The sequence below is a fragment of the Campylobacter sp. BCW_4321 genome (assembly GCF_001763075.1).
In the GTDB taxonomy this organism is placed as follows: Bacteria; Campylobacterota; Campylobacteria; order Campylobacterales; family Campylobacteraceae; genus Campylobacter_D; species Campylobacter_D jejuni.
In genome coordinates, this window is sequence record NZ_MJYA01000060.1 from 110,492 (window position 1) to 125,232 (window position 14,741).

Consider the following 14,741-nt stretch of genomic DNA (forward strand, 5'->3'; position numbering starts at 1 on the left):
TTTTAATCTTTAGTGATGATTCTACCTTCGCCAAAAAGCCCTGGTGTTAAATTTGTAGTTTGCACTTCAGCATAAATTTTTCTTGTTTTTACTTCTATACTTGGATAGATAAGGCTGATTTTTCCTTTCAATTCTGCACCATTTTGATCGATTTTGTAAAAGAAATCATCGCCTAATTTAACTTTATCTTTGTATTTTTCATCAAAACTTAAAATCAGTTTGCTTTGTGGATAGGAAAAAATTTCTATTAAAGGTTGAGCTACTCCTCCTACTCCTTCACCCACTTGTATAAATTTATTTGCGATAATAGCATCATAAGGTGCGCGCAATTCTTTTTTTGTCATGATATTTTTATAATAAGCTATATTGATTTTTGCTTTGTTTAAATTTAAATTAGCTGCATCAAACTTAGCTTTCATATCTTCATAGCTTTGTTTGTCTATAACATTTTCTACAGCTTTGATTTTTTGCATTTTGCTTTTGGTATTTTCGTATTCTACAAGAGCAAGTTGATAAGAATTTTGGGCATTTTGAAGAGCTATTTTTTCACTTTCTTGATCAAGAGCAAGTAAAAGTTCTCCTTTGCTGACTTTTTGTCCAATTTCTACAGGAATTTTTTGAACTAAACCTATGCTTTCAAGGGCAAGTTTACTTTGTTTTGATGCTTCTACATTGAAACTTGCATAAATTTCTTCGCCAAAGGCGCAATTAAAAGCAAGAAGTAAAAATAGAATTTTTTTCATTCTTTAACCTTTGAATTAAGATCTATACCTGCATTAAAATAATAATTTGCTTTAGTAATTTCAAATTCATTTTTAGCAAGCTCTAAATCGCTTTGTGCTTTAAATTTAGCCTCTAAAGCTTGAAGATATTCCACATAAGAAACAAGTCCTGCTTGGTATTTTTTATCTACACTTTCAAAAGCTAAATTTGCAGCATTTAAGCTAAGATTAAGAGCTAAAATTTGTTCTTGTAAAACTTTTAAACTTTTGTCTAAATAATTTAATTCTTCTTTATTTTTTCTCTCACTAAACCTTGCGTTTGCATTGGCTATTTGAACGTTTAAACGCTCTTTTTCAACTTCTTTAGCCCTTGCATTGAAATCAAAAATTTTCCATTCCATACCTAAAATAAACTGATTACCTTGAGAATATTTTTCTAAGAATTGATCCGCTAAATTTGCAAAAGGAGCCGGAACTTTTGGATTATAATTGTTTTTATAAAAGTTAAAATTATCTTGAATATAAAATTTTGGAAAATATTCAGCTTTTGCTAAATTTACACTTTCTTTAGCAAGATTGATTTGTTCTTTAGCTATCATTACTTCATAGTTTTGACTTTTTTCTTGTTGCGGATTTTCTAAAAAAGCATTCCCTTGCACTTTAAAATCTGTATCGCTTAAAATTTTAATCTCTTTTTGTATATTGGCAAGTTTTAATTCATTTTGACTGAGCTCTAATAAGCTTAAATGATATTTGGCTTTAATGCTTTCAAGTTCATGTTTAGGGCTAAGTCCTGCATCGTAAAATTTTTGCAATCTTTCAAAAGTTGATTTTAAAAAAGCTACTTTTTGTTGATTGGCTAGTAAAATTTTTTCAAGACTTAGGGTGTTAAAATAAAGTGTGATTGCATTTAAGGCAAGGTAATTTTTGCTTTGTTCTTTGTCTAAAAGGCTTAATTTTTCTTTGCTTTCTAAAGCCCTTAAATTGGCCTCTCTAGAACCCCCATCAAAAAGCAAAAAATTAAGAGAAACTTTAGCAAATAAACTTTCTTGTGGATCGATAATGAAGCGATCTTTATTGTTGGCTACATAAGCTGAGTTTAGACCAAGAGAGGGTAGGTAATTTCTAAAAGCTTGTTCTTTGTCCAAATTTGCTTGTTCGCTTTGCATTTGTTTAATGAGATAGGATTCGTTATTTTGACTTAGTGCTATAAATTCGTGCAAATTAGAAGCTAACATTGCTAAGGGATAAAGAGCTAAAAACATAGCTGATTTTAAATATTTTTCAAACATTTGATATTTTAGTATGCTTTATATAAATTTCAATTGAAGTTTTTTATATAAAATAAAATTTATTTGTTTTAAACATAAATTTTGTTAAAATCCTAGCTTTAAAATTTTATATTTAGGATGAAATTTTGTCGGTAAAAAATATTAGAAATTTTTCTATTATAGCTCATATAGATCATGGAAAATCTACTCTTGCAGATAGGATTATTAGCGAGTGTGGCGCTATTAGTGATAGGCAGATGAGTTCACAAGTTATGGATACTATGGATATAGAAAAAGAGCGTGGTATCACTATAAAAGCACAATCGGTGCGTTTAAATTATAAATTTAATAACGAAAATTTTGTTTTAAATCTTATTGATACTCCTGGCCATGTGGATTTTTCTTATGAAGTGAGTCGTTCTTTGGCAAGTTGTGAAGGGGCTTTACTTGTAGTAGATGCTTCTCAAGGTGTTGAAGCACAGACTATAGCTAATGTTTATATAGCGCTTGAAAATAATCTTGAAATCATTCCTGTGATTAATAAAATCGATTTGCCTAATGCTGATATTGAAAAAGTCAAGCATGAAATCGAGCATATTATAGGTATAGATTGTAAAGACGCCATTTGCGTGAGTGCAAAAACAGGAGTGGGTATAAAAGAGCTTATAGAAACAATTATTACTAAAATCCCTGCACCAAAAACAGATGATGAAGCTCCTACTAAGGCTTTAATTTATGATTCTTGGTTTGATAATTATTTGGGTGCTTTGGCTTTAGTTAGGATTTATGAAGGAAGTATTGCTAAAAATGATGAAGTTTTAGTCATGAGTACGGATAAAAAACATATAGTTCAAGATCTTTTTTATCCTCATCCTTTAAGCCCAATTAAAACTCAATCTTTACAATCAGGTGAAGTAGGCGTGGTGGTTTTAGGGCTTAAAACTGTAGGTGATGTACAAGTAGGCGATACTATTACTTTAGTAAAAAACAAGGCTAAAGAAGCCATAGGCGGTTTTGAAAAGGCTAAAGCTTTTGTCTTTGCAGGACTTTATCCTATAGAAACGGATAAATTTGAAGATTTAAGAGATGCTTTAGATAAGCTAAAACTTAACGATAGTTCTATTACCTATGAGCCTGAAACTTCTTTGGCTTTAGGCTTTGGTTTTAGGGTAGGGTTTTTAGGACTTTTACACATGGAAGTGATCAAAGAAAGACTTGAAAGAGAATTTAATCTTGATTTAATTGCTACAGCTCCAACTGTGACTTATGAAATTTATCAAACCGATGGAGAACTTGTTAAAATTCAAAATCCTAGCGAGCTTCCTCCTGTTAATAAAATCGATCATATAAAAGAGCCTTATGTTAAAGCCACTATCATTACTCCAAGTGAATTTTTAGGGAATTTAATCACTCTTTTAAATCGCAAAAGAGGAGTGCAGGTTAAAATGGACTATATCACACCTGAGCGTGTTTTGCTAGAATATGATGTACCTTTAAATGAGATTGTGATGGATTTTTATGATAAATTAAAGTCCTTAACAAAAGGCTATGCGAGTTTTGATTATGAACCTATAGAATTTAGAGTAGGGGATTTGGTAAAACTTGATATTAAAGTGGCGGGTGAAAATGTTGATGCGCTAAGCATTATCGTGCCTAATGAGAAAGCACAAGGTAAAGGAAGAGAGCTTGTTAGCGCTATGAAAGAAATAGTTCCTAGACAGCTTTTTGAAGTGGCCATTCAAGCAAGTATTGGAAATAAAATCATCGCAAGGGAGACTGTTAAATCCATGGGTAAAAATGTGACAGCAAAATGCTATGGTGGGGATATTACTAGAAAAAGAAAGCTTTTAGAAAAGCAAAAAGAAGGTAAAAAAAGAATGAAAGCTATAGGTAAGGTAAATTTACCTCAAGAAGCTTTTTTGAGTGTTTTAAAGATAGATTGATGATAAATTTAAAACTTGGCTTGAAATTTGCTTGTATTTTTAATACAATTTTAAAATAATTTTCTAAGGAGAAAAAATGTTTAAAAAATTTTTGATTTTTATAGCGCCTATTTTATTTTTGAGTGCTTGTGCAACTAAACAAGATACTTTTGCTCAAGTTAATCAAATTTCTAGAAATTCTCAATGCAGTTCTTGCGAAAGTCCTGATGGCTTTGAAGCAAAGATTAAAGGACTTTTATACATTAGCGATGTTGGAATTCAATGTTGTGCCAATAAACGCACTTTAGACACTGGTATTGCTTTAAAAAAGGTTTATTTGCATAGATTTTATGATTTAAAAGAAGGACAAAAAGTTTTAAATGCTAAAGGGAAAAAGTTATTTGTTGATGTGAATTTTAATGCGGTATTTTATACTTATTTAAAACAAGAACTTGAAGCTAGAGGAATAGTTGTGCTTGACAATAACGATCAAAATTCACCTTATGTGAGTAAGATTGATTTAGAATTTATATCTTATGGAGCAACTCAAGATACTACAGGATTACATTCAAAACTAGTAGGAGTTTTACAAGTTAGCGATATAAACAAAAATAAGAAATTTACAATCCGCACCAAGCAAGATGTACAAGGTTTCGATGATCTAAAAGAAACAACTTTTTATACTCATTTGTTAATAAAACAAATGGCAAATAAAGCAGCTAGTTTAATCTCTGAACTTTGAGGTGTATAAATTGCGGAGCTTTTGCTCTGCTTTGCTTTTGTGATTTATGTGAGCTAGAGCTTTCTGAATTTTCCTTAAATGTAAGAAAGCTTGATAATAATTTCAAAGTCTATTCTTTTTATAAATACCATGAGATACAACACTTGCTTCACTCTAAACATTATTTTTATGGTTATTTCGTTTATAAAATGCTTGCTAAATTAAGTTTTGCAAAATTTAAAGATTTTTTTGATCCTAGAATGACAATTAATGTTATAGCTTTAGATGATAAGGTTGAAGATATGCTTTATTCACATTCTGCTATTTTAGCTAGATATCTTAAAACAAAATTTGTAAAACCTGTTTTTAATATTTTAAAAGCACAAAATCATATTAAATATTCTGGAAAAAGTTTAGAATTTCGTCAAAAACATAAAAGAAATTACAAACTCTTAAAAACCATTCACGAACCTGTAATTTTAGTAGATGATATTGTAACGACTGGTTCTAGCCTTTTGGAAGCTAAAAAAGTTTTAGAAGAAAATAAAATTTCTGTACTTTTTGCTCTTGTTTTAGCTGATGCAAAAGTTTAATATGCTATAATCAAAACTTTGAACTAATAGAAGGATTTTTATGGAGAATATTTTTAGCAAAGATTCTGATATTGAACTTGTAGATATAGAAAATTCTATAAAAAGTAGTTATTTAGACTATTCTATGAGTGTTATTATAGGTCGTGCTTTGCCTGACGCAAGAGATGGTTTAAAGCCTGTTCATAGAAGAATTTTATATGCTATGCAAAATGACGAGGCAAAAAGTAGGACAGATTTTGTCAAATCAGCCCGTATAGTGGGTGCTGTTATAGGTCGTTATCACCCACATGGAGATACAGCAGTTTATGATGCTTTGGTTAGAATGGCTCAAGATTTTTCTATGAGATATCCAAGTATTACAGGACAAGGCAACTTTGGATCTATAGATGGCGATAGCGCTGCTGCGATGCGTTATACTGAAGCAAAAATGAGCAAACTTTCTCATGAACTTTTAAAAGATATAGATAAAGATACGGTCGATTTTGTTCCAAATTATGATGGTTCAGAAAGTGAACCTGATGTTTTACCTTCTAGGGTTCCAAATTTATTACTAAATGGTTCAAGTGGTATAGCTGTAGGTATGGCGACAAACATCCCACCTCATAGTTTAAATGAGTTGATAGATGGAATTTTATATTTGCTTGATAATAAAGATGCAAGCTTAGAAGAGATTATGCAGTTTATCAAAGGTCCAGATTTTCCAACAGGTGGAATAATTTATGGTAAAAAAGGTATTATAGAAGCTTATCGCACAGGGCGTGGTCGCGTGAAAGTGCGCGCTAAAACTCATATTGAAAAAAAGACAAATAAAGATGTTATTGTTATAGATGAGCTTCCTTATCAAACCAATAAAGCTAGACTTATAGAGCAGATTGCAGAGCTTGTTAAAGAAAAGCAAATTGAAGGAATATCTGAAGTAAGAGATGAGAGTAATAAAGAAGGAATCCGCGTTGTTATAGAGCTTAAACGTGAGGCTATGAGTGAAATTGTTTTAAATAATCTATTTAAATCTACCACTATGGAAAGTACTTTTGGTGTGATTATGTTGGCAATTCACAATAAAGAACCTAAAATTTTCTCTTTGTTAGAACTTTTAAATCTTTTCTTAACCCATAGAAAAACAGTTATTATTAGAAGAACGATTTTTGAACTTCAAAAGGCAAGAGCAAGAGCTCATATTTTAGAAGGTCTTAAAATTGCACTTGATAATATAGATGAAGTGATTGCTTTAATTAAAAACAGTTCTGATAATAATACCGCAAGAGATTCTTTGGTAGCTAAATTTGGTCTTAGTGAGCTTCAAGCCAATGCTATTTTAGATATGAAACTGGGTCGTTTAACAGGACTTGAAAGAGAAAAAATCGAAAATGAACTTGCAGAATTAATGAAAGAAATTGCAAGACTTGAAGAAATTTTAAAAAGTGAAACCTTGCTTGAAAATTTAATTCGCGATGAATTAAAAGAAATTAGAAGTAAATTTGATGTGCCACGTATTACTCAAATTGAAGATGATTATGATGATATTGATATTGAAGATTTGATTCCTAATGAAAATATGGTTGTAACTATTACGCATCGCGGTTATATTAAGCGTGTGCCTAGTAAACAATATGAAAAGCAAAAACGAGGCGGAAAAGGAAAATTAGCCGTTACGACTTATGATGATGATTTTATAGAAAGTTTCTTTACGGCAAATACACATGATACGCTTATGTTTGTAACAGATCGTGGACAGCTTTATTGGCTTAAAGTTTATAAAATTCCTGAAGGCTCAAGAACGGCTAAAGGAAAAGCAGTGGTAAATCTTATCAATTTACAAGCTGAAGAAAAAATCATGGCTATTATTCCAACCACGGATTTTGATGAGAGTAAATCTTTATGTTTCTTTACTAAAAATGGTATTGTAAAGCGTACAAATTTGAGTGAATATCAAAATATCAGAAGTGTAGGAGTTAGAGCGATCAACTTGGATGAAAATGATGAGTTGGTAACTGCTATTATTGTTCAAAGAGATGAAAATGAAATTTTTACCAGTGGTGGTGAAGAAAATTTAGAAAATCAAGAAATTGAAAATTTAGATGATGAAAATTTTGAAAATGAAGAAAGTATAAACACACAAGGTAAAATGCTCTTTGCAGTAACCAAAAAAGGTATGTGTATCAAATTCCCACTTGCCAAAGTGCGTGAAATCGGCCGTGTAAGTCGTGGGGTGACGGCTATTAAGTTTAAAGAGAAAAATGACGAATTAGTAGGTGCAGTTGTTGTAGAAAATGATGAGCAAGAAATTTTAAGCATAAGCGCAAAAGGTATAGGAAAACGCACCAATGCTGGAGAATATAGATTACAAAGCAGAGGTGGTAAGGGTGTAATTTGCATGAAACTTACAGAAAAAACTAAAGATCTTATTAGCGTAGTTATAGTAGATGAAACTATGGATTTGATGGCTCTTACAAGTTCAGGCAAGATGATACGTGTTGATATGCAAAGTATTAGAAAAGCAGGGCGTAACACAAGTGGCGTCATCGTTGTTAACGTGGAAAATGACGAGGTGGTTAGCATCGCTAAGTGTCCTAAAGAGGAAAATGATGAGGATGAGTTAAGCGATGAAAACTTTGGTTTAGATTTGTAATAAGTTTAAAGTTGGAACGCTTATTGCTTTTTATTTTACTAATTACAATATTTTGAAGGTGTAAAAATGAAAAAAATTTATTTTATGCTAGCAATAGCAGGAATTTTCGCTGGTTGTGTACCAAGTGCAAACAGTGCAACTAAAAATTCAAGTGCAAATAGCACTGCTCCATCTCAAGATGTTATCGTGCAAAAAGTCGATAAAGATGATGTGCGTGATATTATCAGAGAAGAAAAAATGTTGGCTCCAGATGCTAGCGAAACGGAACTTAGTTTTACAGCAGTTGGTGAAGGGATTGCTCCGATGAATACAGTTTCTACTGCTCAAGCCCTAGCTTTAGCAAAAAGAGCAGCGATTACAGATGCTTACAGACAGCTTGCAAGTAAGCTTTATGGTGTGAAAGTGAATGGTAAGGATACTGTAAAAGATGCAATGCTTAGAAGTTCAACTATTACTGCGCAAGTAAATGGTTTGATTAAAAATGCAAGTATTATTGATGAGAATTTTAATCAAGGGCTTTATAGAGTAAACTTAGAACTTAAAATCGATGCAGACAAGTGGAAAGAATTGTTTGCTTATTAATCTTTCTTAGCTTTAAGCTTTTTGCCCAAGATGAATTTATTTTTTGGGCAGAGCTTTCTAGTAAAAATTTCATTCTCTTTCATCAAAATCGAAATTTATCCTTAGCAATGACGCAAAGTGAAAATGTTGAAGAACAATGGGTATGTGAAATTTCTTATAGTGATCAAGATTTAAAAGTTTTACCTCGAACTTCTTTAGGATTGATTGATGATAATATGCCAAAAACAATTAAATTTAATTTTTTAAATTCTCATAAAGATGAGTTAAGTGATTGCTTTATAGGAGCTAAAATCAGTGTTAAGGATATTGTTAATACTGACTTATTACGTGCTCAAAGTGAAACCTATGTTAAAATTTTACCCTTGCGTTTTACCGTGGAATTTGGCGAACAAAATGCGATAATTTATTATCTTAAAAAAAAGTAAATTCAAAATTAAGCGCAAATTGGATACTATAGCAGAAATTTTTTAAAAGGTTTAGGATGAATTTAGTCATAGTAGAAGATGATATTAATATGCGTAAATCCTTAGAAATTGCATTAGCAGAGTATGAAGAATTTAATATTAAATCTTATAAATCTGCCACTGAGGCTTTAAAAAAAATAGATGAGAATACAGATTTGATTATTACAGATATTAATATGCCAGGAATTGATGGCATAGAATTTGTTAAAGCCTGTGAAAATAAATATGATTTTATTATTATGACAGGAAATGCTACTTTAAACCGTGCTATAGAAGCGGTTCGTTTGGGAGTAAAAGATTTTCTAACCAAGCCTTTTGATGTTGATACTTTAGTCGAGGCTATTAAGCGTGCTAAAATCATAAGAGAAAAAACAGCCGATAAAAAAAGCAAAAAAAATGAAAAAAAAGAAGAAAATAAAGATTTTTTTTCAACTTCTCCTAATTTAGAAAAAACATTAAATTTAAGTCAAAAAGCGGCTAAAACTGATGCCTCTGTAATGTTTTTTGGAGAGAGTGGAGTAGGAAAAGAGGTATTTTCTCGTTATATTCACACTCATTCTAAACGCTCTAATAAGCCTTTTGTTGCTATTAATATGGCAGCCATTCCTGCAAATTTGATTGAAAGTGAGCTTTTTGGTTTTGAAAAAGGTGCTTTTACTGATGCCAATGCAACTAAAATAGGGCTTTTTGAAATGGCTAATGAGGGTACTTTGTTTTTAGATGAAATTGGCGAAATGCCTTATGAAATTCAAGCCAAACTTTTAAGAGCTTTGCAAGAAAAAGAAATCACACGACTTGGAAGTACGAAAAACATCAAAATAGATGTAAGAATTATCAGTGCAACTAATGCAAATTTAGATGAAAAAATAAAAAATGGCGAATTTCGTTCAGATTTATATTATCGTTTAAACACTGTTCCTATTAATATTCCGCCTTTAAGAGAGCGTAAAGAAGAAGTTTTGGGTATAGCTCAAAAGGTTTTAGAAGATACTTGTAAAGAATATGATTTTAAGGAAAAACAGCTCAGCCAAGAAGCTAAAAATGCTTTACTTGAATATGATTTTCCTGGTAATATTAGAGAATTAATATCTGTTGTACAAAGAGCTTGTATTTTAAGTGAAAATGATGAAATTTCAAGTGAAGATTTGTTCTTAGAAGCTAGAAGTATAAAAAAAGATGTAAAGAATTTAGAAAAAGAATTGATTTGTGAAGTTCTTTTAAGTGTAGATTATGACAAGGATCAAGCTTCTCAAATTTTAGGTATGGATATAAAAATTTTAAATGAAAAAATTAAAAAATATCAAATAAAGGATAAGTAATGTCAAAAAAACAAAAAATAGCCATTGTGGGTGCTACTGGTGCGGTTGGGGAAGAGCTTTTAAATGTTTTAGATGAACTTGATTTCCCAGTGGAAAGTATTTTACCTTTAGCAAGTGCAAAAAGTGTAGGTAGTGAAGTAGAATTTAAAGGCAAAGCTTATAAAGTCAAAGAACTTACTGAAAATGTATTTAAAGAAAATCCTATTGATATTGCTTTTTTTAGCGCAGGTGGAAGTGTGAGTGAAAAATATGCTAAATTTGCAGCAGAATCTGGTGCTGTTGTTATTGATAATACAAGTCATTTTAGAATGGAAAAAGATGTTCCTTTGGTGGTTCCTGAATGCAATCCTGAGGATATTAAAGATTGGAAAAAAACAGGGATTATTGCTAATCCAAATTGTTCTACCATACAAATGGTGCAAGTTTTAAAACCTTTAAATGATGCATTTAATTTAAAGCGTGTTGATGTAAGTACCTATCAGGCTGCAAGTGGAGCAGGAAAAGAAGGAATGCAAGAATTGGTCGAAGCCATGCAAAGTTTTTTTGCTTTTAAACTTGATGAGTTTAAATCTCAAACTTTTCCTTATACTTTAGCACTTAATCTTATTCCACAAATTGATGTTTTTATGGATAATGATTACACCAAAGAAGAACTTAAAATGGTCAATGAAACTCAAAAAATTTTACATAAAAATTTAGAAGTTTCAGCAACTTGTGTAAGAGTACCTGTTTTAAGAAGTCATAGCGAAGCCATTACTATGCATTTTGAAAAAGAAATAGATGTAAAAAAAGCTAAAGAAATTTTAGAAAAAGCACCAAGTGTTGTTGTCATAGATGATCCTAAAAATAAAAAATACCCTATGCCTTTAATGACAAGTGATACTAATGAAACTTATGTAGGAAGAATTCGCGCTGATGTGTATGATAAAAAAATACTCCATCTTTGGTGTGTGGCAGATCAAATTCGTGTAGGTGCTGCAACAAATGCTGTGCGTATTGCGCAAAAATGGTTAGAATTAAAAAATAAATAAGGAAAAAAATGTTAGAGAAAATATTTGAATCTTTACTTGTTAGAAGTCGTATTGTTACAATTTTACCCGTAATTTTTGGTTTAATTGGAGCTTTTGTATTGTTTTTTATTGCAAGTTATGATGTTTTAAAAGTTATATTTTATACTTATAATTATTTTTTTGATGCAGGTTCTAATGTGGATTTGCATGAGGATGTGGTGGCTTTAATTATAGGAGCTGTTGATCTTTATCTTATGGCTTTAGTTTTGTTTATTTTTTCTTTTGGAGTTTATGAGCTTTTTATCAGCGAAATAGAAGAATTTAAACAAACAAAACAAAGCAAGGTTTTAGAGGTGCATAGCTTAGATCAATTAAAAGACAAGCTTGCAAAAGTTATCATTATGGTCTTAGTGGTAAATTTCTTTCAAAGGGTTTTGCAGATGAAATTTGCTACTCCTGTGGATATGGCTTTTCTTGCTGGATCGATTTTAGCTCTTTGTGTAGGACTTTATTTTTTACATAAAGGTGGTCATTAACAAGGATTATCTTTTTTTGATATAATCGTTTTTTGTGTTTAAAGAATAAAAATGAAAAAAATATTTTTAATTGGTATGATTTTAAATCATTTTGTTTTTGCAGCTCCGTTAGATGAAGTCTTTAAAGATATAGAAGTTTCAGGGACTGTTCGTTATCGCTATGATATTAAAAAAGAAAAAAAATACAATAAAAAAACACATAGATATCAAAATAAAACACAAACGGAAATTACAATAAAATAAGGAAAATCATGATTATACGATGGTTGTTTATTAGTTCAATATTTGTTGTTGCGCTTTTTGGTATTAACTTGAAATCATTTTTTACTTATACCTTTGATGCAAATAAGCAATATGATATGGAAAAAGCGAAGGCTTTGTATTTTCAAAATAAATGCAATACTTGCCATGGAGATAATGCTGAAAAGAGTGTTATAGGATCTAGAATTTTAAAAGATATGTCTCCTGAGGATATTAAAGGAGCTTTGATAGGTTATACTCTTGATAGTAGTAGCTCTACAACAGCTTCTCAAATGGCTTTTTATGCTAGAAATTTAAGCCACGAGGATATAGATAATATTATTGCTTATATTAAAGGTGGAAATTTTGCTCTTGATTTGCAAGTAAAAGACCTTCTTGAAGAAGAACCTGCGCAAAAAACAAAACATAATATATTTCTAAAATAAAATGTAAAAACTATAATTAAAAGGAATGCTATGAAAAAACTAACTTTAACTTTAAGTGTTTTAACTATGGTAAATTGCTTATATGCTAAGGATATTAATATAGGAGTAGTTTTACCTTTAACTGGAACTGTGGCAGCTTATGGGCAAGATGTTTTTAACGGAATTGAACTGGCTAATAAGCTACAACCAAAACTTTCAAATGGAGATGTTATTAAACTTATCACAATAGATACAAAAGGAGATAAACTTGAAACTTCAAACGGAGTTAATCGTTTAATAGCAACAGATAAAGTCCTTGGGATTATTGGTGAAGCTACAACTCCAAATACCATTCAAGCTATTTCTATAGCAGAAGAGAAAAAAATTCCTCTAATAGCTCCAGTGGCATCTGGAGATAAATTGCTAGATAAAAAGAAATATGCAAGTAGAGTTTGTTTTAAAGACAGTTTTCAAGGAGATAAATTTGCTACTTATGTATCTAAGGATTTAGGGCTTAAAAATGCCGTTATCATCATAGATCAAAGCAATGTTTATTCTTTAGGTTTGGCAAGAGCTTTTGAAAATTCTTTTAAGAATAATGGTGGGAAAATTATAAAAAAACTTGTTATTAATTCAGGAGATAAAGATTTTAGAGCTGTGGTTTCTCAACTTAAGAGTTTAAAGCCTGATTTTGTTTATATGCCTATTTATCATCCTGAAGCTGCTTTAATTGCGAGACAAGCAAGACAAATTGGTTTTGATAAACTTTTAGCAGCAGGAGATGGTGTTAATAATCAAACTTTTATAGATCTTGGCGGAAGTGCTGTTAATGGAGTAATTTTCACTGATAGTTTTGATTATAACAATCCATCTACACAATTAGGAAAAGATTTTGTTGCAGCTTATGAGAAAGTTAAAGGAACAAAAGAACTTCCAGCATTTTCGGCTATGGGTGCTGATGCGTATTTTGTAATGTTGAATGCTATGAATGCTTGCGTTGATAATCTTAGCAGTGAATGTATTAATAGCAAAATTCATCAAACTAAAGATTTTCAAGCTGTTGGTGGTGTGATTAGCATAGATGAAAGCGGTAATGCTATTCGTTCTGTTGTGATTAAAGAAATTCAAAATCAAAAACAAAATTATAAAACAATTATAAATCCATAATTATTAAAATAAAGGTAGAGAATGAAAAAAAGTTTAATTTTAGCAAGTATTCTAAGTTTAAGTTTAAGTGCTGCGGAAGTCAAAATAGGAGTTGTTTTACCGCTTAGCGGAGCTACTGCAGCATATGGACAAAGTGCACTAGAAGGGATTAAACTTGCAAATTCAATGCAATCAACTTTAAGTAATGGAAATAAGGTTTCTCTTGCTATTATTGATACTAAGGGTGATAAATTAGAATCTTCGAGTGGAGCAAATCGTTTAATTTCTCAAGATAAAGTTATAGGTCTTATAGGGGAAATGGTTACTGCTAATACATTGCAAGTTATGCGCGTAGCAGAAGATAATAAAATTCCATTGATCGCTCCTGCTGCAACTGGTGATAGATTGCTTGATAAAAAAATATATTCTTCTCGAGTATGTTTTATGGACAGTTTTCAAGGTTCATCTTTAGCAAAATATGTTTTTTCAAAACTTAATTACAAAAGTGCTGTTATTGTAGTAGATCAAAGCACTGACTATTCCTTAGGTTTAGCAAAAGCTTTTGAAAAACAGTACAAGTCTAATGGCGGTCAAATTCTTAGAATTTTAAGAGTTAATTCAGGTGATAAAGATTTTAGAGCTATTGTAGCTCAAGTTAAAAGTTTAAATCCAGAATTTATTTTTTTACCGCTTTATTATAGTGAAGCTTCTTTATTTGCAAGACAATCAAAACTCGCAGGTTTAAATATTCCTATGGGCTCTGCAGATGGAGTTGCTGATCAAACTTTTATTAGTTTAGCTGGAGATGCAAGCGAGGGTTATATTTTCACAGATAGTTTTGATGCTAATAATCCAACTACAAAATTAAGCAAAGAATTTATCAGTGTTTATGAAAAGGCTAAAGGAACAAAAGAAGTTCCAAATTTTTCGGCTATGGGTGCTGATGCGTATTTTGTAATGCTAAATGCTATGAATGCTTGCGTTGATAATCTTACTAGTAAGTGCGTCAATGAAAAAATTCACCAAACTAAAAATTATCAAGGTGTTTCTGGTGTTATTAGCATTGATCAAACAGGAAATGCAACTCGTTCTGTAGTGGTTAAAGAAATTAAAAATCAAAAGCAAAATTATAAAGATATTATCAATCCTTAAAGGAAAAAT

Annotated in this window: 15 protein-coding genes; 13 read left to right on the top strand and 2 right to left on the bottom strand. The window is 30.9% G+C overall.

What is annotated here, in order from left to right; translation table 11 throughout:
• Positions 1-2: 2 nt before the first annotated feature.
• On the bottom strand, positions 3-743 hold the full coding sequence (cmeE, locus tag AJN58_RS06980) for a multidrug efflux RND transporter periplasmic adaptor subunit CmeE (protein ID WP_002880742.1): 741 nt from the start codon (positions 741-743) through the stop codon (positions 3-5).
• Positions 740-2,014 carry a multidrug efflux RND transporter outer membrane subunit CmeD gene (cmeD, locus tag AJN58_RS06985; protein ID WP_070233088.1) on the bottom strand — a complete coding sequence of 425 codons (1,275 nt, stop codon included), beginning with the start codon at positions 2,012-2,014 and terminating at the stop codon, positions 740-742. Before cmeD ends, cmeE begins: the two co-directional genes overlap by 4 nt.
• 125 nt (positions 2,015-2,139) lie before the next feature.
• On the opposite strand from cmeD, the gene lepA reads away from it, so the two are divergent.
• The 13 genes from lepA to AJN58_RS07050 all read left to right on the top strand — a co-directional run bounded on the left by lepA (position 2,140) and on the right by AJN58_RS07050 (position 14,732).
• Entirely contained in the window at positions 2,140-3,936 is a 1,797-nt protein-coding gene (lepA, locus tag AJN58_RS06990) for a translation elongation factor 4 (RefSeq protein WP_002880740.1), read from the top strand.
• Positions 3,937-4,012: 76 nt separating this feature from the next.
• Positions 4,013-4,657 (top strand): outer membrane lipoprotein MapA, encoded by a 645-nt coding sequence (gene mapA / locus AJN58_RS06995; protein ID WP_002880739.1) that lies wholly within the window; start codon positions 4,013-4,015, stop codon positions 4,655-4,657.
• Positions 4,654-5,229: a ComF family protein gene (locus AJN58_RS07000; RefSeq protein ID WP_002880738.1), complete on the top strand. Its 576-nt coding sequence runs from the start codon at positions 4,654-4,656 to the stop codon at positions 5,227-5,229. The genes mapA and AJN58_RS07000 overlap by 4 nt, the downstream gene beginning before the upstream one ends.
• Before the next feature lie 40 nt (positions 5,230-5,269).
• Positions 5,270-7,858 carry a DNA topoisomerase (ATP-hydrolyzing) subunit A gene (gene gyrA, locus AJN58_RS07005; protein WP_002880737.1) on the top strand — a complete coding sequence of 863 codons (2,589 nt, stop codon included), beginning with the start codon at positions 5,270-5,272 and terminating at the stop codon, positions 7,856-7,858.
• Between the two features lie 66 nt (positions 7,859-7,924).
• Entirely contained in the window at positions 7,925-8,440 is a 516-nt protein-coding gene (flgP, locus tag AJN58_RS07010; protein WP_002852972.1) for a flagellar assembly lipoprotein FlgP, read from the top strand.
• Entirely contained in the window at positions 8,416-8,865 is a 450-nt protein-coding gene (gene flgQ / locus AJN58_RS07015) for a flagellar assembly protein FlgQ (RefSeq protein WP_002880735.1), read from the top strand. Before flgP ends, flgQ begins: the two co-directional genes overlap by 25 nt.
• Positions 8,866-8,921: 56 nt before the next feature.
• Entirely contained in the window at positions 8,922-10,223 is a 1,302-nt protein-coding gene (flgR, locus tag AJN58_RS07020; protein WP_002880734.1) for a fla regulon two-component system response regulator, read from the top strand.
• On the top strand, positions 10,223-11,254 hold the full coding sequence (locus AJN58_RS07025) for an aspartate-semialdehyde dehydrogenase (protein ID WP_002880732.1): 1,032 nt from the start codon (positions 10,223-10,225) through the stop codon (positions 11,252-11,254). Before flgR ends, AJN58_RS07025 begins: the two co-directional genes overlap by 1 nt.
• Positions 11,255-11,262: 8 nt before the next feature.
• Entirely contained in the window at positions 11,263-11,769 is a 507-nt protein-coding gene (locus AJN58_RS07030; protein WP_002852919.1) for a YqhA family protein, read from the top strand.
• Between the two features lie 51 nt (positions 11,770-11,820).
• Positions 11,821-12,012, top strand: coding sequence for a mini-MOMP protein (locus tag AJN58_RS07035; protein ID WP_002853004.1), 192 nt, complete (start codon positions 11,821-11,823; stop codon positions 12,010-12,012).
• An 8-nt stretch (positions 12,013-12,020) separates the two neighbouring features.
• Entirely contained in the window at positions 12,021-12,455 is a 435-nt protein-coding gene (locus tag AJN58_RS07040; protein WP_002853959.1) for a c-type cytochrome, read from the top strand.
• A gap of 30 nt (positions 12,456-12,485) precedes the next feature.
• Positions 12,486-13,601, top strand: a complete 1,116-nt coding sequence (locus AJN58_RS07045; RefSeq protein ID WP_070233090.1) for an ABC transporter substrate-binding protein — start codon at positions 12,486-12,488, stop codon at positions 13,599-13,601.
• Positions 13,602-13,622: 21 nt separating this feature from the next.
• Positions 13,623-14,732, top strand: coding sequence for an ABC transporter substrate-binding protein (locus tag AJN58_RS07050; RefSeq protein ID WP_070210231.1), 1,110 nt, complete (start codon positions 13,623-13,625; stop codon positions 14,730-14,732).
• The last annotated feature ends 9 nt before the right edge of the window (positions 14,733-14,741 follow it).

Coding starts and splice junctions, on each gene's coding strand:
- mapA (WP_002880739.1), top strand. CDS start 4,013: ATGTTTAAAAAATTTTTGATTTTTATAGCGCCTATTTTATTTTTGAGT.
- AJN58_RS07040 (WP_002853959.1), top strand. CDS start 12,021: ATGATTATACGATGGTTGTTTATTAGTTCAATATTTGTTGTTGCGCTT.
- cmeE (WP_002880742.1), bottom strand. CDS start 743: ATGAAAAAAATTCTATTTTTACTTCTTGCTTTTAATTGCGCCTTTGGC.
- flgR (WP_002880734.1), top strand. CDS start 8,922: ATGAATTTAGTCATAGTAGAAGATGATATTAATATGCGTAAATCCTTA.
- AJN58_RS07045 (WP_070233090.1), top strand. CDS start 12,486: ATGAAAAAACTAACTTTAACTTTAAGTGTTTTAACTATGGTAAATTGC.
- gyrA (WP_002880737.1), top strand. CDS start 5,270: ATGGAGAATATTTTTAGCAAAGATTCTGATATTGAACTTGTAGATATA.
- cmeD (WP_070233088.1), bottom strand. CDS start 2,014: ATGTTTGAAAAATATTTAAAATCAGCTATGTTTTTAGCTCTTTATCCC.
- AJN58_RS07035 (WP_002853004.1), top strand. CDS start 11,821: ATGAAAAAAATATTTTTAATTGGTATGATTTTAAATCATTTTGTTTTT.
- AJN58_RS07030 (WP_002852919.1), top strand. CDS start 11,263: ATGTTAGAGAAAATATTTGAATCTTTACTTGTTAGAAGTCGTATTGTT.
- AJN58_RS07050 (WP_070210231.1), top strand. CDS start 13,623: ATGAAAAAAAGTTTAATTTTAGCAAGTATTCTAAGTTTAAGTTTAAGT.
- AJN58_RS07025 (WP_002880732.1), top strand. CDS start 10,223: ATGTCAAAAAAACAAAAAATAGCCATTGTGGGTGCTACTGGTGCGGTT.
- flgP (WP_002852972.1), top strand. CDS start 7,925: ATGAAAAAAATTTATTTTATGCTAGCAATAGCAGGAATTTTCGCTGGT.